Source organism: Yersinia sp. 1652 StPb PI (genome assembly GCF_041538345.1).
In the GTDB taxonomy this organism is placed as follows: domain Bacteria; phylum Pseudomonadota; class Gammaproteobacteria; order Enterobacterales; family Enterobacteriaceae; genus Yersinia; species Yersinia enterocolitica_E.
Genome location: NZ_JAULSM010000002.1, coordinates 838,540 through 858,880 on the forward strand (window position 1 = coordinate 838,540; position 20,341 = coordinate 858,880).

Sequence of the window (20,341 nt, forward strand, 5' to 3'; positions counted from 1 at the left end):
AGTTAGTAGGGAGAAGTATTCCCCACACTTTGCCATCTGGTACTACACTTTGTGTACTGGAAGCGGAGGGTATACTTATGAAAGGCGATAAAAAGATAATTGCACATCTCAATACACTACTCGGCAACGAGCTAGTTGCCATCAATCAATATTTTCTCCATGCCCGAATGTTTAAAAACTGGGGGCTGATGCGCCTTAATGATAAGGAGTATCACGAATCCATAGACGAAATGAAGCATGCCGATAAATACATCGAACGTATTTTATTCCTCGAAGGTATTCCTAACTTACAGGACTTGGGTAAGCTGAATATTGGCGAGGATGTTGAGGAAATACTGAAATCAGATTTAGCTCTCGAGCTCGCCGGGGCGAAGGATCTGCGTGAAGGTATTGCTTATGCTGATTCTATCCATGACTATGTTAGTCGCGATTTATTGAAAGAAATTCTTGCTGATGAAGAGGGCCATATTGACTGGCTCGAAACAGAACTGAGTCTGATTGAGCGTTTAGGTATACAAAACTACTCTCAGGCACAGTTGGCGAAAGACTAAATACTTGCAAGATAGCTTGTTTATTAACCATAAGATTACGCAGTCAAAAAGAGTGAGAATCCTTCTTGGACTCACTCTTTTTTTCATTCCTACCGCACAAATTAACCTTATATCCCCTTAATTAAATTATCTGGCAAGTTTTTGCATAGATTTCCAACACTGGCTTGCTTCCTGCTGGTATTTACGTATAATGCGCGGGCCTACCTAATCTTGGTAGGCCAGATTGAAACTAATCTGTCAGTCATAGCCTAGTGCTGTTACTGAACAATACTCCCGATATGGGGGTTATATGTTGAACGATTACACTCCCCCATCAATCGAAATGGGTGCGAGGAGTAATCATTTACGTTTATAAATAATTGGAGCTCTGGTCTCATGCAGAACCAAAGAATCCGTATCCGCCTGAAAGCGTTTGATCATCGTTTGATCGATCAATCAACTGCGGAAATCGTCGAGACTGCCAAGCGCACTGGTGCGCAGGTTCGCGGTCCGATCCCGCTGCCAACTCGCAAAGAGCGCTTTACCGTTCTGATCTCTCCGCACGTCAATAAAGATGCGCGCGATCAGTACGAGATTCGCACTCACAAGCGTCTGGTTGACATCGTTGAGCCAACCGAGAAAACCGTTGATGCTCTGATGCGTCTGGATCTGGCTGCTGGTGTAGACGTGCAGATCAGCCTGGGTTAATCAGGTCATTGAGCGATTGAGAGGTTGAAACAATGATTGGTTTAGTCGGTAAGAAAGTGGGTATGACGCGTATCTTCACTGAAGATGGCGTTTCAATCCCAGTAACTGTTATCGAAATTGAAGCGAACCGCGTAACTCAGGTCAAAAGCCTGGAGAACGACGGATACCGTGCTGTGCAAGTAACTACCGGTGCTAAAAAAGCTAACCGCGTTACTAAACCAGAAGCGGGTCATTTCGCTAAAGCTGGCGTAGAAGCTGGCCGTGGTCTGTGGGAATTCCGCCTTCCAGAAGGTCAAGAATTCACTGCTGGCCAAGAAATTAGCGTCGAAATCTTTGCAGACGTTAAGAAAGTCGACGTTACAGGTACGTCTAAAGGTAAAGGTTTTGCCGGTACTGTTAAGCGCTGGAACTTCCGTACCCAAGATGCTACCCATGGTAACTCCTTGTCTCACCGCGTTCCGGGTTCTATCGGTCAGAACCAGACTCCGGGCAAAGTGTTTAAAGGCAAGAAAATGGCAGGCCATATGGGTGATGAACGTGTAACTGTTCAAAGCCTGGATGTAGTACGTGTTGACGCTGAGCGCAACCTACTGCTGGTCAAGGGCGCTGTACCGGGAGCAACCGGTGGCAACCTGATCGTAAAACCGGCTGTCAAGGCGTAACGTCGAGGAGATAGGAATGGAATTGGTAATGAAAGACGCGCAAGGCGCGCTGACTGTTTCCGAAACTACCTTCGGGCGTGATTTCAATGAAGCGCTTGTACATCAGGTTGTTGTTGCTTACGCAGCAGGTGCCCGTCAAGGTACTCGTGCTCAGAAGACCCGTGCTGAAGTAACAGGTTCCGGTAAGAAACCGTGGCGCCAGAAAGGCACCGGCCGTGCGCGTGCAGGTTCTGTAAAGAGCCCAATCTGGCGTTCAGGTGGTGTGACCTTTGCTGCGAAGCCTCAGGATCACAGTCAGAAAGTAAATAAAAAGATGTACCGCGGCGCGCTGAAAAGCATTCTGTCCGAATTGGTACGTCAAGATCGTCTGATCATTGTCGAAAAGTTCTCTGTTGAAGCACCTAAAACTAAGTTGCTGGCGCAGAAACTGAAAGATATGGCTCTGGAAGATGTGCTGATCGTAACGGGTGAACTGGACGAGAACTTGTTCTTGGCAGCTCGCAACCTGTACAAGGTTGACGTTCGCGATGTAGCCGGTATCGACCCAGTTAGCCTGATCGCCTTCGATAAAGTGGTTATGACTGCTGATGCTGTGAAGCAAGTTGAGGAGATGCTGGCATGATTCGTGAAGAACGTCTGCTGAAAGTACTGCGCGCGCCGCATGTATCTGAAAAAGCGTCCGCTGCGATGGAAAAGAATAACACCATCGTTCTCAAAGTTGCCAAAGACGCGACCAAAGCAGAAATTAAAGCTGCAGTGCAGAAACTGTTTGAAGTCGAAGTCGAAGACGTTAACACCTTGCTGGTTAAAGGCAAGAGTAAGCGTCACGGTCAGCGTGTTGGTCGTCGTAGCGACTGGAAAAAAGCTTACGTCACCCTGAAAGAAGGCCAGAATCTGGACTTCATCGGCGGCGCAGAGTAAGTCGGAGGAGTAAAACAATGGCAATTGTTAAATGTAAACCTACATCTCCGGGTCGTCGCCACGTTGTTAAGGTGGTTAACCAGGAGTTGCATAAGGGTAAGCCTTATGCCCCGTTGCTTGAGAAATTAAGCAAAAGCGGTGGCCGTAACAACAATGGCCGTATCACTACCCGTCATATCGGTGGTGGCCACAAGCAACATTATCGTCTGGTTGACTTCAAACGCAACAAAGATGGTATCCCTGCAGTGGTTGAGCGTCTGGAGTACGATCCGAACCGTTCCGCGAATATCGCGCTGGTTCTGTACAAAGACGGCGAACGCCGTTATATCCTGGCGCCAAAAGGCCTGAAAGCTGGTGACCAGATTCAATCTGGCGTTGATGCGGCAATTAAAGCAGGTAACACCCTGCCTATGCGTAACATCCCAGTTGGTTCAACGGTTCATAACGTAGAAATGAAACCAGGTAAAGGCGGCCAATTGGCTCGTTCTGCTGGTGCATACGTTCAGATCGTTGCTCGTGACGGTTCCTACGTTACTCTGCGTCTGCGCTCCGGCGAAATGCGCAAGGTTCAAGCTGATTGCCGCGCCACCTTAGGTGAAGTCGGTAACGCTGAACACATGCTGCGTGTGCTGGGTAAAGCAGGTGCTAGTCGTTGGCGTGGTATTCGTCCTACCGTTCGCGGTACGGCGATGAACCCGGTAGATCACCCACACGGTGGTGGTGAAGGTCGTAACTTTGGTAAGCACCCGGTAACTCCGTGGGGCGTTCAAACCAAAGGTAAGAAGACCCGTAGCAACAAGCGTACTGATAAGTTCATCGTACGTCGCCGTAGTAAAAAATAATTAGAGGATAAGCCATGCCACGTTCTCTCAAGAAAGGTCCCTTCATTGACCTGCACTTGCTGAAGAAGGTAGAGAAAGCGGTGGAAAGCGGAGACAAGAAGCCAATTCGGACTTGGTCCCGTCGTTCAACGGTCTTTCCAAATATGATCGGTTTGACCATCGCTGTCCATAATGGTCGTCAGCACGTTCCCGTTTTTGTAGCCGATGAAATGGTCGGTCACAAACTGGGTGAATTCGCGCCGACCCGTACTTATCGCGGCCATGCGGCCGATAAAAAGGCTAAAAAGCGCTAAGGTAGGAGGAAGAGATGGAAACTATCGCTAAACATCGCCACGCTCGTTCTTCTGCTCAGAAGGTTCGCTTGGTAGCGGACCTGATTCGCGGTAAGAAAGTGTCGCAAGCTCTGGAAACTCTGGCCTATACCAACAAGAAAGCTGCTGGTTTGGTTAAGAAGGTACTAGAGTCTGCCATTGCTAACGCAGAACACAACGATGGCGCTGACATCGATGATCTGAAAGTCACGAAGATCTTCGTAGACGAAGGCCCTAGCATGAAGCGCATTATGCCGCGTGCAAAAGGTCGTGCAGATCGCATCCTGAAGCGCACCAGCCACATTACTGTGGTTGTGTCCGATCGCTGAGACTCTGGAGACTAGCAATGGGTCAGAAAGTACATCCTAATGGTATTCGACTAGGTATTGTCAAAGCTTGGAACTCTACCTGGTACGCAAATACCAAAGAATTCGCTGACAACCTGGACAGCGACTTTAAAGTTCGCCAATTCCTGACTAAGGAATTAGCGAAAGCTTCCGTTTCTCGCATCGTTATCGAGCGTCCAGCGAAGAGCATCCGTGTGACTATTCACACCGCTCGTCCTGGCATCGTTATCGGCAAGAAAGGTGAAGATGTCGAAAAACTGCGTAAGGTCGTAGCGGATATCGCTGGCGTTCCTGCACAGATTAACATCGCCGAAGTCCGTAAACCGGAACTGGACGCAAAATTGGTTGCTGACAGCATCACTTCACAGCTGGAACGTCGCGTTATGTTCCGTCGTGCTATGAAGCGTGCTGTACAGAACGCAATGCGTCTTGGCGCTAAAGGTATCAAAGTTGAAGTAAGCGGCCGCCTTGGCGGTGCTGAAATCGCGCGTACCGAATGGTACCGTGAAGGTCGTGTTCCGTTGCATACACTGCGTGCGGATATCGATTACAACACATCTGAAGCGCACACCACTTATGGTGTAATCGGCGTTAAGGTATGGATCTTCAAAGGTGAGATCTTGGGTGGTATGGCTGCTGTTGAACAACCGGAACCGGCTGCTCAACCTAAAAAGCAGCAGCGTAAAGGCCGCAAGTAAGGAGAATCGCTGATGTTACAACCAAAGCGTACAAAATTCCGTAAGATGCACAAAGGCCGTAACCGTGGCCTTGCGCAAGGTACGGATGTTAGCTTCGGTGAGTTCGGCCTGAAAGCTTGTGGCCGTTGCCGCCTGACGGCTCGTCAAATCGAAGCAGCCCGTCGTGCGATGACACGTGCAATTAAGCGTCAAGGTAAGGTCTGGATCCGTGTATTCCCGGACAAGCCGATCACCGAGAAGCCGCTCGAAGTGCGTATGGGTAAAGGTAAGGGTAACGTAGAGTATTGGGTTGCCCTGATCCAGCCAGGAAAAATGTTGTTTGAAATGGCTGGTGTACCGGAAGAAACTGCTCGCGAAGCATTTAAGCTCGCAGCAGCGAAACTGCCTGTAGGAACCACCTTTGTAACTAAGACGGTGATGTGATGAAAGCACAAGAGCTGCGTGAAAAAAGCGTTGAAGAGCTGAACACTGAGCTGCTCAACCTGCTGCGTGAGCAATTCAATTTGCGCATGCAGGCGGCTAGTGGCCAGCTGCAACAAACTCACCTGTCGAAACAAGTGCGCCGTAATATCGCACGTGTTAAGACTTTACTGACTGAGAAGGCGGGTGCGTAATGACTGAGCAAATCCGTACTCTGCAAGGTCGCGTAGTTAGTGACAAAATGGAGAAATCCATGGTTGTTGCTATCGAACGTGTGGTGAAACACCCTATTTACGGGAAATTCATCCGTCGTACGACGAAATTGCATGTACATGACGAGAACAATGAATGTGGAATCGGTGACGTGGTAGAAATCCGCGAATGCCGTCCACTGTCAAAGACTAAGTCTTGGACGCTTGTTCGCGTTGTAGAGAAAGCGATTCTGTAATAGAGTAGCCAACTCGAACATAATAAACGGCTCAGAAAGTGGGCCGTTTATTTTTTCTACCCATAATTTGGAAGCGGTGTTATAATGCTGCGCCCTCATTAATGGGGCTTTTAAACGACCTATTCTGGGTCCTAAAGTAGTAGTTGACATTAGCGGAGCACTAACATGATCCAAGAACAGACTATGCTGAACGTGGCCGACAACTCCGGTGCACGTCGCGTAATGTGTATCAAGGTTCTAGGTGGCTCGCACCGTCGCTACGCAGGCATCGGCGACATCATCAAGATCACCATCAAGGAAGCTATTCCTCGTGGCAAGGTGAAGAAAGGCGATGTTCTGAAGGCGGTAGTGGTGCGCACCAAGAAGGGTGTACGTCGCCCGGACGGTTCTGTCATTCGCTTCGATGGTAACGCTTGTGTTATTTTAAATAATAACAGCGAGCAGCCAATCGGCACGCGTATTTTTGGGCCGGTAACTCGTGAACTGCGTAATGAGAAGTTCATGAAAATTATCTCTCTGGCACCAGAAGTACTCTAAGGAGCGAACCATGGCAGCGAAAATCCGTCGTGATGACGAAGTTATCGTGCTAACCGGGAAAGACAAAGGTAAGCGCGGTAAAGTAAAGAATGTCCTGTCTGCTGGTAAGGTCATTGTTGAAGGTATCAACCTGGTTAAAAAACATCAGAAGCCGGTTCCGGCCCTGAACCAACCAGGTGGCATTGTTGAAAAAGAAGCTGCAATTCAAGTTTCCAACCTTGCGCTGTTCAACACGACAACCGGTAAGGCTGACCGTGTAGGCTTTAGATTCGAAGACGGCAAAAAAGTCCGTTTCTTTAAATCTAATAGCGAAACTATCAAGTAATTTGGAGTAATACGATGGCGAAACTGCATGATTACTACAAAGACGAGGTGGTCAAACAACTGATGTCTCAGTTTGGCTACAACTCTGTCATGCAAGTCCCTCGGGTCGAGAAGATCACCCTGAACATGGGTGTTGGTGAAGCGATCGCTGACAAGAAACTGCTGGACAATGCAGCAGCTGACTTGGCAGCAATCTCCGGTCAAAAGCCGTTTATCACCAAAGCACGCAAATCTGTTGCAGGCTTCAAAATCCGTCAGGGCTATCCGATCGGCTGTAAAGTAACCCTGCGTGGCGAACGCATGTGGGAATTCTTTGAGCGTCTGATTACCATTGCTGTACCTCGTATCCGTGACTTCCGTGGCTTGTCCGCTAAGTCATTCGATGGTCGTGGTAACTACAGCATGGGTGTGCGCGAGCAGATCATCTTCCCGGAAATCGACTACGATAAAGTCGATCGTGTACGTGGTTTGGATATTACCATTACCACTACTGCGAAATCCGATGATGAAGGCCGTGCATTGTTGGCTGCTTTTAAATTCCCATTCCGCAAGTAAGGTAGGGTTACTGATGGCTAAGCAATCAATGAAAGCACGCGAAGTTGTTCGCGTGAAACTAGCTAACAAATACCGCGCTCAACGCGAGGAATTAAAAGCTATTATCTCTGGTGTGAACTCATCCGACGAAGACCGTTGGAATGCTGTTCTGAAGCTGCAGTCTCTGCCGCGTGATTCCAGCCCGTCCCGTCAGCGTAACCGCTGCAACCAAACTGGTCGTCCGCATGGTTTCCTGCGGAAGTTCGGGTTGAGCCGTATTAAAGTCCGTGAAACCGCAATGCGCGGTGAAATCCCGGGCCTTAAGAAGGCTAGCTGGTAATTGTCACCAATTGAATCACGGGAGTAAAGACAGATGAGCATGCAAGATCCGATCGCGGATATGCTGACCCGTATCCGTAACGGTCAATCCGCAAACAAAGTCGCGGTCACCATGCCTTCCTCCAAGCTGAAAGTGGCAATTGCCAACGTTCTGAAGGAAGAAGGTTTTATTGAAGATTTTAAAATCGAAGGCGACACCAAGCCTGTTCTGGAATTAGCTCTTAAGTATTTCCAGGGTAAGGCAGTGGTAGAAAGCATTCAACGTATCAGCCGTCCAGGTCTGCGCATCTATAAGAAAAAAGATGAGCTGCCAAAAGTTATGGCCGGTTTGGGTATCGCTGTTATTTCTACCTCTAAAGGTGTTATGACCGATCGTGCAGCTCGCCAAGCTGGTCTTGGTGGCGAGATTATCTGCTACGTAGCTTAATTCGGGAGGAAAGAATGTCTCGTGTTGCAAAAGCACCCGTCGTCATTCCTGCCGGCGTAGAGGTAAAACTCAACGGTCAGGTTATTTCGATAAAGGGTAAGAACGGCGAGCTGACTCGTACCGTCCATAGCGCTGTTGAAGTTAAGCAAGAAGAAAATACACTGACTTTCGCTCCACGCGAAGGCGCTGTAGACGGTTGGGCCCAAGCGGGTACCACTCGTGCACTGCTTAACGCAATGGTCGTTGGTGTTACCGAAGGCTTCACTAAGAAGCTTCAATTGGTAGGTGTAGGTTACCGTGCCGCAGTTAAAGGCAACGTGGTGAATTTAGCTTTAGGCTTCTCTCACCCAGTTGACCATGAATTGCCGGCTGGCATCACTGCAGAATGCCCGACCCAAACTGAAATCGTGCTGAAAGGCGCTGATAAGCAGGTGATTGGTCAGGTTGCAGCAGATTTACGTGCCTACCGTCGTCCTGAGCCTTATAAAGGCAAGGGTGTCCGTTACGCCGACGAAGTCGTGCGTACCAAAGAGGCTAAGAAGAAGTAAGGTAACACTATGGATAAGAAAGCAGCTCGTATCCGTCGTGCGACCCGCGCACGCCGCAAGCTCAAAGAACTGGGTGCGACTCGCCTGGTGGTACATCGTACCCCACGCCATATTTACGCGCAGGTTATTGCACCAAACGGTTCAGAAATTTTGGTAGCAGCTTCTACTGTAGAAAAAGCTATCAATGAGCAATTGAAGTACGCCGGCAACAAAGATGCCGCCGCAGCTGTAGGTAAAGCTGTTGCAGAGCGCGCATTGGAAAAAGGGATCACGAAAGTATCCTTTGACCGTTCCGGTTTCCAATATCATGGTCGAGTCCAGGCACTGGCAGATGCTGCCCGTGAAGCTGGCCTTCAGTTCTAAGGTAGAGGTGTAAGATGTCACACATCGAAAAACAAGCTGGCGAACTGCAGGAAAAGCTGATCGCGGTAAACCGCGTATCTAAAACCGTAAAAGGTGGCCGTATTTTCAGCTTTACCGCACTGACAGTAGTTGGTGATGGTAACGGTCGCGTTGGTTTTGGCTACGGCAAAGCACGCGAAGTTCCGGCAGCGATCCAGAAAGCGATGGAAAAAGCCCGTCGCGCTATGATTAATGTTGCTTTGGATAACGGTACTCTGCAGCACCCAGTTAAAGGTGCTCACACAGGTTCTCGTGTATTCATGCAACCAGCTTCTGAAGGTACCGGTATCATCGCCGGTGGTGCAATGCGCGCCGTCTTGGAAGTTGCAGGGGTTCATAACGTATTGGCCAAGGCCTATGGTTCTACTAACCCGATCAACGTGGTTCGTGCAACTATTGCAGCTCTGGAAGATATGAAATCCCCAGAAATGGTCGCTGCCAAGCGTGGTAAGTCCGTCGAAGAAATTCTAGGGAAATAACCATGGCAAAGACTATTAAAGTAACTCAAACAAAAAGCAGTATCGGTCGTTTGCCGAAACATAAGGCAACTCTGATCGGTTTAGGTCTGCGTCGTATTGGTCATACTGTAGAGCGTGAGGATACTCCCGCTGTGCGTGGTATGGTCAACTTGGTTTCCTACATGGTTAAAGTTGAGGAGTAACAGATGCGTTTAAATACTCTGTCTCCGGCTGAAGGTGCCAAGCATGCGCCGAAGCGTGTAGGTCGTGGTATCGGTTCTGGCCTGGGTAAAACTGCTGGTCGTGGTCACAAAGGTCAGAACTCACGTTCTGGTGGTGGCGTACGTCGTGGTTTTGAAGGTGGTCAGATGCCTTTATATCGTCGTTTGCCGAAATTCGGCTTCACCTCTCGCAAAGCTATGATCACGGCAGAAGTTCGTCTGTCTGAACTGGCTTTAGTGGAAGGCGACGTAATCGACCTGAACACGTTGAAAGCCGCTAACGTTGTTGGTACCCAGATTGAGTTCGCGAAAGTTATGCTTTCAGGCGAAATCACTCGTGCGGTAACTCTTCGTGGTCTGCGTGTCACCAAAGGCGCTCGTGCTGCTATCGAAGCTGCTGGCGGTAAAATTGAGGAATAAGTAGCAGATGGCTAAGCAACCAGGATTAGATTTTCAAAGTGCTAAAGGCGGATTAGGCGAACTGAAGCGCAGACTTTTGTTTGTTATCGGTGCGCTTATTGTTTTCCGTATCGGCTCTTTTATTCCGATTCCTGGTATCGATGCCACTGTGCTTGCTAAATTGCTCGAGCAGCAGAGAGGGACCATCATTGAAATGTTTAACATGTTCTCTGGTGGTGCTCTCAGTCGTGCTTCTATCTTTGCCTTGGGTATCATGCCGTATATTTCGGCATCGATTATTATCCAACTGTTAACGGTGGTTCATCCAGCGTTAGCAGAGATAAAGAAAGAAGGGGAGGCTGGCCGTCGTAAGATTAGCCAGTACACCCGTTATGGCACGTTGGTATTGGCTATATTCCAATCGATCGGTATTGCTACCGGTCTGCCGAATATGCCTGGGATGCAAGGTCTGGTAATCAATCCAGGCTTTGCTTTCTACTTTACCGCTGTTGTTAGCTTGGTCACCGGGACTATGTTCCTGATGTGGCTGGGCGAACAGATTACTGAGCGTGGTATCGGTAACGGTATTTCAATCATAATCTTTGCTGGTATTGTTGCTGGTCTTCCACCTGCAATAGCCCATACCATCGAGCAAGCTCGGCAAGGCGACCTGCACTTCCTCCTGTTGCTGTTGGTTGCAGTATTAGTGTTTGCAGTAACCTTCTTCGTTGTTTTCATTGAACGTGGTCAGCGTCGTATCGTCGTTAACTATGCTAAACGTCAACAAGGTCGTCGTGTTTATGCAGCACAGAGCACACACTTACCGTTGAAAGTGAATATGGCCGGGGTTATCCCAGCAATCTTCGCTTCCAGCATAATTCTGTTCCCTGCCACGATTGCATCATGGTTTGGGGGTGGGACAGGTTGGAACTGGCTGACGACTATTTCGATGTATTTGCAGCCGGGACAGCCGCTTTATGTGTTACTCTATGCGTCTGCAATCATCTTCTTCTGTTTCTTCTACACGGCGTTAGTGTTTAACCCGCGTGAAACAGCAGATAACCTGAAGAAGTCCGGTGCATTCGTGCCAGGAATTCGTCCGGGAGAGCAAACGGCGAAGTACATCGATAAAGTAATGACGCGTCTAACCTTAATTGGTGCGATGTATATTACTTTCATCTGCCTGATCCCGGAGTTCATGCGTGACGCGATGAAAGTACCATTTTACTTTGGTGGTACCTCCCTACTTATCGTAGTGGTGGTCATCATGGACTTTATGGCTCAAGTGCAAACTCTGATGATGTCTAGTCAATACGAGTCTGCATTGAAGAAAGCAAACCTGAAAGGCTATAACCGCTAATTCAGGGATGTTTGAGAAGTTACGGAGAGTAAAAATGAAAGTTCGTGCTTCCGTCAAGAAATTATGTCGTAACTGCAAAATTGTTAAGCGTAACGGTGTCGTTCGCGTAATCTGCAGTGCCGAACCAAAGCATAAACAGCGTCAAGGCTGATTTATCTTGCATATTTTTCTTGCAAAGTTGGGTTGAGCTGGCTAGATTAGCCAGCCAATCTTTTGTATGTGACTGCAATACTATTTGAGTATCCTGAAAACGGGCTTTTCAGAATGGTATTGCTGTATAAAATAGTAGGAGTGCATAGTGGCCCGTATAGCAGGCATTAACATTCCTGATCAGAAACATACCGTAATCGCGTTAACTGCGATCTACGGCATCGGTAAAACCCGTTCACAGGCTATCTGTGTTGCTGCGGGTATTGCTGAAAATGTTAAGATCAGTGAGCTGTCTGAAGAGCAAATCGAGAAGCTGCGTGACGAAGTTGCCAAGTACGTTGTAGAAGGTGATCTGCGTCGTGAGGTGACCCTGAGCATCAAGCGTCTGATGGACCTTGGGACTTATCGTGGTTTGCGTCATCGTCGTGGTCTACCAGTTCGCGGTCAGCGTACTAAGACCAACGCACGTACCCGTAAGGGTCCGCGTAAACCGATCAAGAAATAATCGGGGTGATTGAATAATGGCAAAGGCACCTATTCGTGCACGCAAGCGTGTAAGAAAGACAGTCTCTGACGGTGTGGCTCATATCCATGCTTCTTTCAACAACACCATCGTTACTATTACAGATCGTCAAGGTAACGCATTGGGTTGGGCAACAGCAGGTGGTTCCGGTTTCCGTGGATCTCGTAAGTCTACTCCGTTTGCAGCGCAAGTTGCAGCAGAGCGCTGCGCTGACGCAGTGAAAGAATACGGTATCAAGAATCTGGAAGTTATGGTTAAAGGACCTGGTCCGGGCCGTGAGTCTACTATCCGTGCGTTAAACGCGGCTGGTTTCCGCATCACTAATATTACTGATGTGACTCCGATCCCTCATAACGGTTGTCGTCCGCCGAAAAAGCGCCGCGTATAACGCTGCTTTTAGGTTTGTTGGAGAGAGAAAATGGCAAGATATTTGGGTCCTAAGCTCAAGCTGAGCCGTCGTGAGGGCACAGACCTGTTCCTTAAGTCTGGCGTTCGCGCGATTGACACCAAGTGTAAGATTGAACAACCACCTGGCCAGCACGGTGCGCGTAAACCGCGTCTGTCTGACTACGGTGTGCAGTTACGTGAGAAACAAAAAGTTCGCCGTATCTATGGTGTTCTAGAACGTCAATTCCGTAACTACTATAAAGAAGCAGCACGTCTGAAAGGCAACACAGGTGCAAACCTGTTGCAACTGCTGGAAGGTCGTCTGGATAACGTAGTTTACCGTATGGGCTTTGGCGCAACTCGTGCTGAATCACGTCAGCTGGTTAGTCATAAAGCTATCATGGTAAATGGTCGCGTTGTTAACATCGCTTCTTATCAGGTATCTCCGAATGACGTAGTCAGCATCCGTGAGAAAGCTAAAAAGCAGTCTCGTGTTAAGGCAGCTTTGGAGCTGGCTGAGCAGCGTGAAAAGCCGACTTGGCTGGAAGTTGATGCTGTCAAGATGGAAGGTGTGTTCAAACGTATTCCTGAACGTACTGATCTGTCTGCGGACATTAACGAACACCTGATCGTCGAGCTTTACTCCAAGTAAAGCTTAGTACCAAAGAGAGGACACAATGCAGGGTTCTGTGACAGAGTTTCTAAAACCGCGCCTGGTAGATATCGAGCAAGTCAGTTCGACGCACGCCAAGGTGACCCTTGAGCCGTTAGAGCGTGGCTTTGGCCATACTCTCGGCAACGCACTGCGCCGTATTCTGCTTTCATCTATGCCGGGTTGCGCGGTGACCGAGGTTGAGATTGATGGTGTACTGCATGAGTACAGCACCAAAGAAGGCGTACAGGAAGATATCCTGGAGATCCTGCTCAACCTGAAAGGGCTGGCGGTGAGAGTTCAGGGTAAAGATGAAGTTATTCTTACCCTGAATAAGTCTGGCATTGGCCCTGTGACTGCAGCCGATATCACCCATGACGGGGATGTCGAAATCGTCAAGCCGCAGCACGTTATCTGCCACCTGACCGATGAGAACGCATCTATTAGTATGCGTATCAAAGTTCAACGTGGTCGTGGTTATGTGCCGGCTTCTGCCCGAATTCATTCGGAAGAAGATGAGCGCCCGATTGGTCGTCTGTTAGTAGACGCATGCTATAGCCCTGTAGAGCGTATTGCCTACAATGTTGAAGCAGCGCGTGTAGAACAGCGTACCGACCTGGACAAGTTGGTTATCGAGATGGAAACCAATGGTACGATCGATCCTGAAGAGGCGATCCGCCGTGCGGCAACTATCTTGGCTGAACAGCTTGAAGCTTTCGTTGATTTACGAGATGTACGTCAGCCGGAAGTTAAAGAAGAGAAGCCAGAGTTCGATCCGATCCTGCTGCGCCCTGTTGACGATCTGGAATTGACTGTCCGCTCTGCTAACTGCCTCAAGGCAGAAGCTATCCACTACATCGGTGATCTGGTACAGCGTACCGAGGTTGAGTTGCTGAAAACGCCGAACCTGGGTAAAAAATCTCTTACTGAGATTAAAGACGTGCTTGCTTCACGTGGTCTTTCTTTAGGCATGCGCCTAGAAAATTGGCCGCCAGCTAGCATTGCTGACGAGTAACCGGATCACAGGTTAAGGTTTTACTGAGAAGGATAAGGTCATGCGCCATCGTAAGAGTGGTCGTCAACTGAACCGTAACAGCAGCCATCGCCAGGCTATGTTCCGTAACATGGCCGGCTCTTTGGTTCGTCATGAGATAATCAAGACGACCCTGCCGAAAGCGAAAGAGCTGCGTCGCGTTGTTGAGCCGCTGATTACTCTTGCCAAGACCGACAGCGTAGCTAATCGTCGTCTGGCATTCGCCCGTACTCGTGATAACGAGATCGTGGCAAAACTGTTTAACGAGCTAGGCCCGCGTTTCGCGAGCCGCGCCGGTGGTTACACTCGCATTCTGAAGTGTGGCTTCCGTGCAGGCGACAACGCACCGATGGCTTACATCGAGTTAGTTGATCGTGCTGCATCGCAAGCAGAAGTAGTTGCTGCAGAGTAATCTGTAAACGCGTAAAAAAACCGGGCTTGCCCGGTTTTTTTACGTCTACAATTCAGTGATATGCGTTTATCCTTCCCATATATTGTCAATCCTCTCTTATTATTTTGCTACCGATCCTTTAACCTTAACTATTCTTCGATTTTATAAAGTCTGATCTCCTGGTCGTGATATGGAATTAATTGATGAATGGGCGGAACGACGCATTATTGATGCTCAGCAAAAGGGCGAACTCGATAATCTGTCAGGCAGCGGTAAACCACTACAGCTAGATGATGACTCCCTAGTTCCTCTTGATTTGAGAGCAGGTTACAGATTACTGAGAAATGCAGGGTACCTCCCCGTTGAATTGCAGGATCGTCAAGAAGCACTTACTGTCGCCGAATTGTTGTCACAGATAGATAAGCAGCACGATAACTACCAGAATTTACATAAGCGCTTGGCATTATTAGAACTGAGATTGAGACAAGCAGGGTTTAGCACTGACTTTCTCCATCAGGAGTACCAACATAAAATGGTCGATAAACTGTCAAAAGAGGAGTAACTAAATGTTAAAAATTGGGCAACTCGCTAAACTGGCAGATGTTACACCAGATACTATTCGCTACTATGAGAAACAAGGAATGATGGATCATGGCAAACGGACAGAAGGCGGTTACCGACTGTATAGTGAACAAGATTTACAGCGTTTACGTTTTATCCGCTATGCGAAGCAGCTCGGGTTTACATTAGAAACTATCGCCGAATTACTGTCGATTCGTGTCGATCCTGAACATCATACCTGTCAGGAATCAAAAGCAATTGTGGATTCTCGATTACATGATGTGGAAAGTAAGATAACTGAGTTTAAAAGAATGCGTGAATCACTAAAACGCCTTAGTAATGCCTGCTGCGGAAGTACTCATGCAACGACTTATTGTTCTATTCTGGAAGCACTGGAACAAGGGGCGACTGAAGAATCAGCTAAAGACTAAATTTTAGGTGGGTAGTTTAAATCAGCTTACATTAGCAGTATTATGCGTAGGATTTTTAATCAATAAATTTATCAGTGAGGTTTTATTATGGCGGTATATCGACATACCAAGGGGAAAATTAAAGATAATGCGCTAGAGGCATTACTCCATGACCCACTTTTCAGGCAACGTATCGAGCAGAATAGTAAAGGAAAAGGAAGTTATCGGCGTAAAGAAAAATACGCAAAAGGTAGTAACTGGGAGGCCAGTGGTAAGCAATCAATAGATTCATTACCACTGGTCTTCTGATTTGAAAGCAGTAAGAAGCCATCATATGATGGCTTTTACGTTTATCAAAACTGAACTTACTTTGATTGCTGCGCTTTCAGTAAATCACGAATCTCGGCTAACAGCTTTTCTTCTGTTGTTGGTGCTGGCGGTGCTGCAGGCTCTTCCGCTTTTTCACGGCGCATTTTATTCATTAGCTTCACGGCGGAAAATATAGCGAGCGCCACAATAACAAAATCGAAAATGCTCTGAATGAATGTACCGTAGTTCATTACTACAGCAGGTATAGTCCCTTCAGCAGCACGTAATATGAAATGGAATTGCTTGAAATCGACCCCCCCAAGCAATAAGCCAAGTGGCGGCATGATGATGTCGGCGACAAGTGAAGAAACAATTCTGCCAAATGCGGCACCAATAATTACCCCGACTGCCAAATCGACCACATTGCCACGCATGGCAAATTCACGAAATTCCTTCATAAAACTCATAAATGACACCCCCTTTAAAAATGAATGACTTAATCTTAGCTAAATAAAACTCGATAGAACCATAATTATAGAAAATTTTCCCACTATCTACGGAAATAGTTTTAATTTATAAATGGGTTCGAACTAGTTAATTATTAATAATTACAGGAAGAATGGGCTTGGTTGGAACAACCGCTCCACATCGGGCACGAATTTTTTGTGAGTAATAAACATCACTACGTGGTCACCCTGTTTAATTATGGAGTTGCTGTTGGCAATGATAACCTCATCCCCACGTACAATTGCCCCAATGGTAGTACCTGGTGGTAACTTTATATCCTCAACCATTCGGCCAACAACTTTTGATGTGGTTTCATCACCGTGGGCAATTGCTTCGATTGCCTCAGCCACACCCCGCCTTAATGAAGAAACACTGACAATATCCGCTTTACGGACATGACCTAAAAGGGCTGAAATAGTGGCCTGCTGCGGTGAGATGACAATATCAATAACGCTTCCTTGAACCAGATCGACATAGGCGCTACGTTGGATTAATACCATTGCCTTTTTTGCGCCCATCCGTTTTGCCAGCATCGCGGACATAATATTGGCTTCATCGTCATTGGTAATGGCAATAAAGACATCGACCTGTTCAATATGCTCTTCTGCCAGCAGTTCCTGGTCTGACGCATCGCCATAAAATACAATAGTATCGTGTAACATCTCGGCTAATTCGGCGGCTCGCTGCGGGTTACGCTCAATTAATTTTACACTGTAATCTTTTTCTAATCGTAGGGCTAAACCGGCTCCGACATTACCACCGCCAACAATCATAATGCGCTTATAGGGTTTTTCAAGACGTTGTAACTCACTCATTACAGCGCGGATATGCTGTGAGGCAGCAACAAAGAAGACTTCATCACCTGCTTCAATGATAGTGGAGCCCTGTGGACGAATTGGTCGATCTTGACGAAAGATTGCTGCCACTCTGGTATCAATATGAGGCATGTGTTCACGCAGAGAGGATAATGCATTCCCCACCAATGGGCCGCCATAATAGGCTTTTACCGCCGCAATACTGACTTTACCTTCAGCAAAATTAACTACCTGTAATGCACCAGGATATTCGATAAGTTTATAGATATTATCGATAACTAGCTGTTCCGGTGATATCAAATGGTCAATGGGTACCGCTTCTGGCAGAAAAAGCTTATCAGCTTCACGAATATATTCAGCCGAACGGATACGTGCGATGCGATTTGGTGTATTAAATAGTGAATACGCAATTTGGCAGGCAACCATATTGGTTTCATCAGAATTGGTCACTGCAACCAACATATCGGCATCTTCAGCCCCCGCTTCCCGCAAGACTCTCGGATGCGATCCATGCCCTTGTACCACACGCAGATCAAATTTATCTTGCAACTGGCGTAGGCGGCCAGAGTCAATATCCACAACGGTGATATCGTTGTTCTCGCCTACCAGATTTTCTGCCAGGGTTCCGCCAACTTGCCCCGCCCCAAGAATAATTATTTTCATAGCGTTCTCTGTTCCACACTGAAATTAGGTTTTGAGGCATAGCCAAAGCCACGATTATCTTTTGATTAACTTCGCATAAAAGAAACCATCGCCATCCTCAGGGTGTGGCAAGTTTTGTTTACCGGGAGTCACGTTAGTACCAGTTTCAACCAATTCTGCTGCACAATGCCGTTGCAGGAAAGCGGCTATCTGTTGCTGATTCTCTTGCGGTAATATCGAACAAGTAGCATAAACCATTACGCCACCTTTCTTCAGTCTAGGCCAGATAGCTTCAATGATCTCAGATTGTAATTCTGCCAGGTCGGCAATATCACTGTCTCGGCGCAACCATTTGATATCAGGGTGGCGACGAATCACACCGGTGGCAGAGCAAGGTGCATCTAGCAGAATACGATCAAATTGCTGATCGTCACACCATGCATCCGGGGTTCGACCATCGCCGACTCGCACCACAGCATGTAATTTCAGACGTTGTAAATTTTCCTTAACCCGGCTGAGCCGTTGTTCATCAATATCCACAGCTAATACATGTGCTTTTGGCGCAGCTTCGAGGATGTGTGTTGTTTTACCGCCCGGAGCGGCACATAAATCAAGGATCTGTTCACCATTTTGCGGATCAAGCAGATCAACACAACCTTGGGCTGAAGCATCTTGCACTGTTACCCAGCCTTGTTCGAAACCAGGCAGATCATTGACGGCGCACGGGGCAATAAGCCGTACTGCATCGGGATAAAAGGCATGAGGTTCTGCATCTATCTCCGCTTGCTTTAACAGCTCGAGATATTCACCGCGGGTATGATGGAGACGATTTACCCGCAGCCACATTGGTGGCTTTTGGTTATTCGCGTCCACAATCTGCTGCCATTGTTCTGGATAGGCTTGCTTAATACGCGCTAATAACCAGCTAGGATGCAGGTAACGGCTATCACTATTTGCAGCGCGCTCCAGTAATTCCACTTGCTGACGTTGGAATTGACGTAGTACACCGTTGATCAACCCTTTTAGTTGCGGACGTTTCAGCGCAGTGGCACCTTCAACCGTTTCGGCTAAAGCAGCATGTGGCGGAATCCGGGTATAAACCAACTGGTATAGCCCGATCATAATCAGGTAGTGAAAAACACGCTGTTTACCGGTCATTGGGCGCGCCATCAACTGCTGGATACACCACTCTAGCTGTGGTAGAACACGCAAAGTGCCAAAACACAACTCCTGTAGCAATGCGCGATCTTTATCTGAAATATTTTTCTGTAGCCCAGGCAAAACGGTACTGAGCGATTGCCCCTGATCCAATACCTGGCTAATTGCTTTAGCAGCGATGCTGCGGAGATTATATGTGTTTTTCATAACCAAAAAAGCCGACAAACGTCAGCAAATAAAGGGAAAGTGGCCCGATGATGAAGTATCGGGCGATGAAACCTACATCCGTCATCTTTCAAGTTGCAGGGGTGTTGGCTGCTCTCGCTACTTGGCCATCTCTGGACCGGCCTTCCTGCATCTTGACATCTATTAGGTATATAGCTGTAGCTGCTGAGTTATTATGCTAGTTGACTACCAGGCGCAAACCATTCGCGACGTGAATTTAATAAGTCAGCTGCGGACATGGCTTTCTTGCCGGCTGGTTGCAGTTGCGTAATATTTAAAACGCCATCTGCGGTAGCCACTTGGATCCCATGTTTATCTGCATGAATGATGGTTCCGGGCTTGGTATTATCTACTTTAGGAAGTACCTGTGCCTGCCAGACCTTGATGAGCTGTTCATCAACGACAAAATAGCTAACTGGCCAAGGATTAAAAGCACGAATACAGCGTTCTAACTGAGCCGCAGAAAGTGACCAATCTAATTTGGCCTCCTCTTTACTTAGCTTTTCTGCATAAGTGGCTTGTGCCTCATTTTGTACTTCCGGCTGTGCACTGCCTTGCGCTAATTGCTGCAATGTTATCAATAAGCCCTGAGGCCCTAATTGCGCCAGCTTATCGTACATTGTCGCACTGGTATCATCCGGCTGAATATCACATTCAATTTTATGCAGCATATCCCCGGTGTCTAGTCCAACATCCATTTGCATGATTGTTACCCCAGTTTTTGCATCACCGGCCCATACTGAACGTTGGATAGGCGCAGCACCACGCCAGCGTGGTAATAGGGAACCATGGACGTTAATACAGCCTAATCGCGGCATTGCCAAGACAGATGCAGGCAAAATCAGACCATAGGCAACCACGACCATAATATCAGCATTCAGATCAGCCACGAGATGTTGGTTCTCCTCGGGCCGTAGCGATTTCGGCTGAAAAATGGGAATACTTTGTTGTTCTGCCAATACCTTCACTGGGCTCGGGGTCAGTTTATTACCTCGGCCAGCGGGGCGGTCCGGTTGAGTGAAAACACCAACAATCTGATGTTGGGAAGACAACAACGCGCCAAGATGGCGCGCTGCAAAATCAGGCGTTCCTGCAAAAATAATCCGCAAAGAGTCAGACACGTTGGTTTCCTGCATTAGATG

36 protein-coding genes are annotated in these 20,341 nt (G+C 47.8%); 32 read left to right on the plus strand and 4 right to left on the minus strand.

Annotated features, from left to right (window positions below; genetic code table 11):
• The first annotated feature begins 77 nt into the window (after positions 1 to 77).
• The 32 genes from bfr to Q2T71_RS20440 all read left to right on the plus strand — a co-directional run bounded on the left by bfr (position 78) and on the right by Q2T71_RS20440 (position 15,852).
• Entirely contained in the window at positions 78 to 551 is a 474-nt protein-coding gene (gene bfr / locus Q2T71_RS20285; protein WP_083161169.1) for a bacterioferritin, read from the plus strand.
• A gap of 375 nt (positions 552 to 926) precedes the next feature.
• Positions 927 to 1,238, plus strand: coding sequence for a 30S ribosomal protein S10 (gene rpsJ / locus Q2T71_RS20290; protein WP_001181005.1), 312 nt, complete (start codon positions 927 to 929; stop codon positions 1,236 to 1,238).
• A gap of 32 nt (positions 1,239 to 1,270) precedes the next feature.
• Positions 1,271 to 1,900, plus strand: coding sequence for a 50S ribosomal protein L3 (rplC, locus tag Q2T71_RS20295; protein WP_002218932.1), 630 nt, complete (start codon positions 1,271 to 1,273; stop codon positions 1,898 to 1,900).
• Between the two features lie 16 nt (positions 1,901 to 1,916).
• Complete coding sequence (rplD, locus tag Q2T71_RS20300) at positions 1,917 to 2,522, plus strand: 50S ribosomal protein L4 (RefSeq protein WP_004702326.1); 606 nt, start codon at positions 1,917 to 1,919, stop codon at positions 2,520 to 2,522.
• On the plus strand, positions 2,519 to 2,821 hold the full coding sequence (gene rplW, locus Q2T71_RS20305) for a 50S ribosomal protein L23 (protein ID WP_005159841.1): 303 nt from the start codon (positions 2,519 to 2,521) through the stop codon (positions 2,819 to 2,821). Before rplD ends, rplW begins: the two co-directional genes overlap by 4 nt.
• Positions 2,822 to 2,838: 17 nt before the next feature.
• Positions 2,839 to 3,663: a 50S ribosomal protein L2 gene (rplB, locus tag Q2T71_RS20310; protein ID WP_005186240.1), complete on the plus strand. Its 825-nt coding sequence runs from the start codon at positions 2,839 to 2,841 to the stop codon at positions 3,661 to 3,663.
• A gap of 14 nt (positions 3,664 to 3,677) precedes the next feature.
• Positions 3,678 to 3,956, plus strand: coding sequence for a 30S ribosomal protein S19 (rpsS, locus tag Q2T71_RS20315; protein ID WP_032818077.1), 279 nt, complete (start codon positions 3,678 to 3,680; stop codon positions 3,954 to 3,956).
• A 14-nt stretch (positions 3,957 to 3,970) separates the two neighbouring features.
• Positions 3,971 to 4,303, plus strand: coding sequence for a 50S ribosomal protein L22 (gene rplV, locus Q2T71_RS20320; RefSeq protein WP_004391423.1), 333 nt, complete (start codon positions 3,971 to 3,973; stop codon positions 4,301 to 4,303).
• A 17-nt stretch (positions 4,304 to 4,320) separates the two neighbouring features.
• The gene (gene rpsC / locus Q2T71_RS20325) at positions 4,321 to 5,019 is read left to right on the plus strand and encodes a 30S ribosomal protein S3 (protein ID WP_002221644.1); all 699 of its coding nucleotides are present in this window, start codon (positions 4,321 to 4,323) and stop codon (positions 5,017 to 5,019) included.
• Positions 5,020 to 5,031: 12 nt separating this feature from the next.
• A complete protein-coding gene (rplP, locus tag Q2T71_RS20330; protein WP_038242806.1) occupies positions 5,032 to 5,442 on the plus strand; it encodes a 50S ribosomal protein L16 in 411 nt (136 codons plus the stop codon).
• Entirely contained in the window at positions 5,442 to 5,633 is a 192-nt protein-coding gene (gene rpmC / locus Q2T71_RS20335) for a 50S ribosomal protein L29 (RefSeq protein WP_005159843.1), read from the plus strand. Before rplP ends, rpmC begins: the two co-directional genes overlap by 1 nt.
• Entirely contained in the window at positions 5,633 to 5,887 is a 255-nt protein-coding gene (gene rpsQ / locus Q2T71_RS20340) for a 30S ribosomal protein S17 (protein ID WP_032820219.1), read from the plus strand. The genes rpmC and rpsQ overlap by 1 nt, the downstream gene beginning before the upstream one ends.
• A gap of 165 nt (positions 5,888 to 6,052) precedes the next feature.
• Entirely contained in the window at positions 6,053 to 6,424 is a 372-nt protein-coding gene (gene rplN, locus Q2T71_RS20345) for a 50S ribosomal protein L14 (RefSeq protein WP_002213325.1), read from the plus strand.
• A gap of 10 nt (positions 6,425 to 6,434) precedes the next feature.
• Complete coding sequence (gene rplX / locus Q2T71_RS20350; protein WP_049612315.1) at positions 6,435 to 6,749, plus strand: 50S ribosomal protein L24; 315 nt, start codon at positions 6,435 to 6,437, stop codon at positions 6,747 to 6,749.
• A 14-nt stretch (positions 6,750 to 6,763) separates the two neighbouring features.
• Positions 6,764 to 7,303, plus strand: coding sequence for a 50S ribosomal protein L5 (gene rplE, locus Q2T71_RS20355; RefSeq protein ID WP_004391419.1), 540 nt, complete (start codon positions 6,764 to 6,766; stop codon positions 7,301 to 7,303).
• A gap of 13 nt (positions 7,304 to 7,316) precedes the next feature.
• On the plus strand, positions 7,317 to 7,622 hold the full coding sequence (gene rpsN, locus Q2T71_RS20360; protein ID WP_004391418.1) for a 30S ribosomal protein S14: 306 nt from the start codon (positions 7,317 to 7,319) through the stop codon (positions 7,620 to 7,622).
• Positions 7,623 to 7,655: 33 nt separating this feature from the next.
• On the plus strand, positions 7,656 to 8,048 hold the full coding sequence (rpsH, locus tag Q2T71_RS20365) for a 30S ribosomal protein S8 (protein ID WP_032820216.1): 393 nt from the start codon (positions 7,656 to 7,658) through the stop codon (positions 8,046 to 8,048).
• A 14-nt stretch (positions 8,049 to 8,062) separates the two neighbouring features.
• Positions 8,063 to 8,596, plus strand: a complete 534-nt coding sequence (gene rplF / locus Q2T71_RS20370; RefSeq protein WP_004391415.1) for a 50S ribosomal protein L6 — start codon at positions 8,063 to 8,065, stop codon at positions 8,594 to 8,596.
• Between the two features lie 9 nt (positions 8,597 to 8,605).
• Positions 8,606 to 8,959, plus strand: coding sequence for a 50S ribosomal protein L18 (gene rplR, locus Q2T71_RS20375; protein ID WP_004391413.1), 354 nt, complete (start codon positions 8,606 to 8,608; stop codon positions 8,957 to 8,959).
• Between the two features lie 14 nt (positions 8,960 to 8,973).
• Entirely contained in the window at positions 8,974 to 9,477 is a 504-nt protein-coding gene (rpsE, locus tag Q2T71_RS20380) for a 30S ribosomal protein S5 (protein ID WP_004391412.1), read from the plus strand.
• A 2-nt stretch (positions 9,478 to 9,479) separates the two neighbouring features.
• Positions 9,480 to 9,659: a 50S ribosomal protein L30 gene (rpmD, locus tag Q2T71_RS20385; RefSeq protein WP_002213339.1), complete on the plus strand. Its 180-nt coding sequence runs from the start codon at positions 9,480 to 9,482 to the stop codon at positions 9,657 to 9,659.
• Positions 9,660 to 9,662: 3 nt separating this feature from the next.
• A complete protein-coding gene (gene rplO, locus Q2T71_RS20390; RefSeq protein WP_004391411.1) occupies positions 9,663 to 10,097 on the plus strand; it encodes a 50S ribosomal protein L15 in 435 nt (144 codons plus the stop codon).
• A gap of 7 nt (positions 10,098 to 10,104) precedes the next feature.
• Positions 10,105 to 11,436, plus strand: coding sequence for a preprotein translocase subunit SecY (gene secY, locus Q2T71_RS20395; protein ID WP_002213344.1), 1,332 nt, complete (start codon positions 10,105 to 10,107; stop codon positions 11,434 to 11,436).
• Between the two features lie 34 nt (positions 11,437 to 11,470).
• Positions 11,471 to 11,587 (plus strand): 50S ribosomal protein L36, encoded by a 117-nt coding sequence (rpmJ, locus tag Q2T71_RS20400; protein WP_002227352.1) that lies wholly within the window; start codon positions 11,471 to 11,473, stop codon positions 11,585 to 11,587.
• A 147-nt stretch (positions 11,588 to 11,734) separates the two neighbouring features.
• Positions 11,735 to 12,091: a 30S ribosomal protein S13 gene (gene rpsM / locus Q2T71_RS20405; RefSeq protein WP_004702348.1), complete on the plus strand. Its 357-nt coding sequence runs from the start codon at positions 11,735 to 11,737 to the stop codon at positions 12,089 to 12,091.
• Between the two features lie 16 nt (positions 12,092 to 12,107).
• A complete protein-coding gene (gene rpsK / locus Q2T71_RS20410; RefSeq protein WP_004709234.1) occupies positions 12,108 to 12,497 on the plus strand; it encodes a 30S ribosomal protein S11 in 390 nt (129 codons plus the stop codon).
• Between the two features lie 30 nt (positions 12,498 to 12,527).
• Positions 12,528 to 13,148, plus strand: a complete 621-nt coding sequence (rpsD, locus tag Q2T71_RS20415; RefSeq protein ID WP_002218949.1) for a 30S ribosomal protein S4 — start codon at positions 12,528 to 12,530, stop codon at positions 13,146 to 13,148.
• Positions 13,149 to 13,173: 25 nt separating this feature from the next.
• Complete coding sequence (rpoA, locus tag Q2T71_RS20420) at positions 13,174 to 14,163, plus strand: DNA-directed RNA polymerase subunit alpha (RefSeq protein ID WP_002438685.1); 990 nt, start codon at positions 13,174 to 13,176, stop codon at positions 14,161 to 14,163.
• 40 nt (positions 14,164 to 14,203) lie between these two features.
• On the plus strand, positions 14,204 to 14,593 hold the full coding sequence (gene rplQ / locus Q2T71_RS20425) for a 50S ribosomal protein L17 (RefSeq protein WP_004391407.1): 390 nt from the start codon (positions 14,204 to 14,206) through the stop codon (positions 14,591 to 14,593).
• A gap of 169 nt (positions 14,594 to 14,762) precedes the next feature.
• Positions 14,763 to 15,134, plus strand: a complete 372-nt coding sequence (locus Q2T71_RS20430; RefSeq protein ID WP_083161165.1) for a DnaJ family domain-containing protein — start codon at positions 14,763 to 14,765, stop codon at positions 15,132 to 15,134.
• Between the two features lie 4 nt (positions 15,135 to 15,138).
• A complete protein-coding gene (zntR, locus tag Q2T71_RS20435) occupies positions 15,139 to 15,564 on the plus strand; it encodes a Zn(2+)-responsive transcriptional regulator (protein ID WP_372560349.1) in 426 nt (141 codons plus the stop codon).
• Between the two features lie 87 nt (positions 15,565 to 15,651).
• The gene (locus Q2T71_RS20440; RefSeq protein ID WP_372560350.1) at positions 15,652 to 15,852 is read left to right on the plus strand and encodes an alternative ribosome-rescue factor A; all 201 of its coding nucleotides are present in this window, start codon (positions 15,652 to 15,654) and stop codon (positions 15,850 to 15,852) included.
• Between the two features lie 56 nt (positions 15,853 to 15,908).
• On the opposite strand, the gene mscL is transcribed toward Q2T71_RS20440, so the two are convergent.
• The 4 genes from mscL to fmt all read right to left on the minus strand — a co-directional run bounded on the left by mscL (position 15,909) and on the right by fmt (position 20,320).
• Positions 15,909 to 16,319, minus strand: a complete 411-nt coding sequence (mscL, locus tag Q2T71_RS20445; protein ID WP_032906607.1) for a large-conductance mechanosensitive channel protein MscL — start codon at positions 16,317 to 16,319, stop codon at positions 15,909 to 15,911.
• Positions 16,320 to 16,460: 141 nt separating this feature from the next.
• Complete coding sequence (trkA, locus tag Q2T71_RS20450; protein WP_372560351.1) at positions 16,461 to 17,837, minus strand: Trk system potassium transporter TrkA; 1,377 nt, start codon at positions 17,835 to 17,837, stop codon at positions 16,461 to 16,463.
• 54 nt (positions 17,838 to 17,891) lie between these two features.
• On the minus strand, positions 17,892 to 19,181 hold the full coding sequence (gene rsmB / locus Q2T71_RS20455; RefSeq protein WP_372560352.1) for a 16S rRNA (cytosine(967)-C(5))-methyltransferase RsmB: 1,290 nt from the start codon (positions 19,179 to 19,181) through the stop codon (positions 17,892 to 17,894).
• A gap of 191 nt (positions 19,182 to 19,372) precedes the next feature.
• Entirely contained in the window at positions 19,373 to 20,320 is a 948-nt protein-coding gene (fmt, locus tag Q2T71_RS20460; protein WP_372560353.1) for a methionyl-tRNA formyltransferase, read from the minus strand.
• Positions 20,321 to 20,341 lie beyond the last annotated feature (21 nt).

Excerpts from the sequence above, each read along its gene's own strand:
- bfr (WP_083161169.1), top strand. The coding sequence starts at position 78 with ATGAAAGGCGATAAAAAGATAATTGCACATCTCAATACACTACTCGGC.
- rpsJ (WP_001181005.1), top strand. The coding sequence starts at position 927 with ATGCAGAACCAAAGAATCCGTATCCGCCTGAAAGCGTTTGATCATCGT.
- rplC (WP_002218932.1), top strand. The coding sequence starts at position 1,271 with ATGATTGGTTTAGTCGGTAAGAAAGTGGGTATGACGCGTATCTTCACT.
- rplD (WP_004702326.1), top strand. The coding sequence starts at position 1,917 with ATGGAATTGGTAATGAAAGACGCGCAAGGCGCGCTGACTGTTTCCGAA.
- rplW (WP_005159841.1), top strand. The coding sequence starts at position 2,519 with ATGATTCGTGAAGAACGTCTGCTGAAAGTACTGCGCGCGCCGCATGTA.
- rplB (WP_005186240.1), top strand. The coding sequence starts at position 2,839 with ATGGCAATTGTTAAATGTAAACCTACATCTCCGGGTCGTCGCCACGTT.
- rpsS (WP_032818077.1), top strand. The coding sequence starts at position 3,678 with ATGCCACGTTCTCTCAAGAAAGGTCCCTTCATTGACCTGCACTTGCTG.
- rplV (WP_004391423.1), top strand. The coding sequence starts at position 3,971 with ATGGAAACTATCGCTAAACATCGCCACGCTCGTTCTTCTGCTCAGAAG.
- rpsC (WP_002221644.1), top strand. The coding sequence starts at position 4,321 with ATGGGTCAGAAAGTACATCCTAATGGTATTCGACTAGGTATTGTCAAA.
- rplP (WP_038242806.1), top strand. The coding sequence starts at position 5,032 with ATGTTACAACCAAAGCGTACAAAATTCCGTAAGATGCACAAAGGCCGT.
- rpmC (WP_005159843.1), top strand. The coding sequence starts at position 5,442 with ATGAAAGCACAAGAGCTGCGTGAAAAAAGCGTTGAAGAGCTGAACACT.
- rpsQ (WP_032820219.1), top strand. The coding sequence starts at position 5,633 with ATGACTGAGCAAATCCGTACTCTGCAAGGTCGCGTAGTTAGTGACAAA.
- rplN (WP_002213325.1), top strand. The coding sequence starts at position 6,053 with ATGATCCAAGAACAGACTATGCTGAACGTGGCCGACAACTCCGGTGCA.
- rplX (WP_049612315.1), top strand. The coding sequence starts at position 6,435 with ATGGCAGCGAAAATCCGTCGTGATGACGAAGTTATCGTGCTAACCGGG.
- rplE (WP_004391419.1), top strand. The coding sequence starts at position 6,764 with ATGGCGAAACTGCATGATTACTACAAAGACGAGGTGGTCAAACAACTG.
- rpsN (WP_004391418.1), top strand. The coding sequence starts at position 7,317 with ATGGCTAAGCAATCAATGAAAGCACGCGAAGTTGTTCGCGTGAAACTA.
- rpsH (WP_032820216.1), top strand. The coding sequence starts at position 7,656 with ATGAGCATGCAAGATCCGATCGCGGATATGCTGACCCGTATCCGTAAC.
- rplF (WP_004391415.1), top strand. The coding sequence starts at position 8,063 with ATGTCTCGTGTTGCAAAAGCACCCGTCGTCATTCCTGCCGGCGTAGAG.
- rplR (WP_004391413.1), top strand. The coding sequence starts at position 8,606 with ATGGATAAGAAAGCAGCTCGTATCCGTCGTGCGACCCGCGCACGCCGC.
- rpsE (WP_004391412.1), top strand. The coding sequence starts at position 8,974 with ATGTCACACATCGAAAAACAAGCTGGCGAACTGCAGGAAAAGCTGATC.
- rpmD (WP_002213339.1), top strand. The coding sequence starts at position 9,480 with ATGGCAAAGACTATTAAAGTAACTCAAACAAAAAGCAGTATCGGTCGT.
- rplO (WP_004391411.1), top strand. The coding sequence starts at position 9,663 with ATGCGTTTAAATACTCTGTCTCCGGCTGAAGGTGCCAAGCATGCGCCG.
- secY (WP_002213344.1), top strand. The coding sequence starts at position 10,105 with ATGGCTAAGCAACCAGGATTAGATTTTCAAAGTGCTAAAGGCGGATTA.
- rpmJ (WP_002227352.1), top strand. The coding sequence starts at position 11,471 with ATGAAAGTTCGTGCTTCCGTCAAGAAATTATGTCGTAACTGCAAAATT.
- rpsK (WP_004709234.1), top strand. The coding sequence starts at position 12,108 with ATGGCAAAGGCACCTATTCGTGCACGCAAGCGTGTAAGAAAGACAGTC.
- rpsD (WP_002218949.1), top strand. The coding sequence starts at position 12,528 with ATGGCAAGATATTTGGGTCCTAAGCTCAAGCTGAGCCGTCGTGAGGGC.
- rpoA (WP_002438685.1), top strand. The coding sequence starts at position 13,174 with ATGCAGGGTTCTGTGACAGAGTTTCTAAAACCGCGCCTGGTAGATATC.
- rplQ (WP_004391407.1), top strand. The coding sequence starts at position 14,204 with ATGCGCCATCGTAAGAGTGGTCGTCAACTGAACCGTAACAGCAGCCAT.
- Q2T71_RS20430 (WP_083161165.1), top strand. The coding sequence starts at position 14,763 with ATGGAATTAATTGATGAATGGGCGGAACGACGCATTATTGATGCTCAG.
- zntR (WP_372560349.1), top strand. The coding sequence starts at position 15,139 with ATGTTAAAAATTGGGCAACTCGCTAAACTGGCAGATGTTACACCAGAT.
- Q2T71_RS20440 (WP_372560350.1), top strand. The coding sequence starts at position 15,652 with ATGGCGGTATATCGACATACCAAGGGGAAAATTAAAGATAATGCGCTA.
- mscL (WP_032906607.1), bottom strand. The coding sequence starts at position 16,319 with ATGAGTTTTATGAAGGAATTTCGTGAATTTGCCATGCGTGGCAATGTG.
- trkA (WP_372560351.1), bottom strand. The coding sequence starts at position 17,837 with ATGAAAATAATTATTCTTGGGGCGGGGCAAGTTGGCGGAACCCTGGCA.
- rsmB (WP_372560352.1), bottom strand. The coding sequence starts at position 19,181 with ATGAAAAACACATATAATCTCCGCAGCATCGCTGCTAAAGCAATTAGC.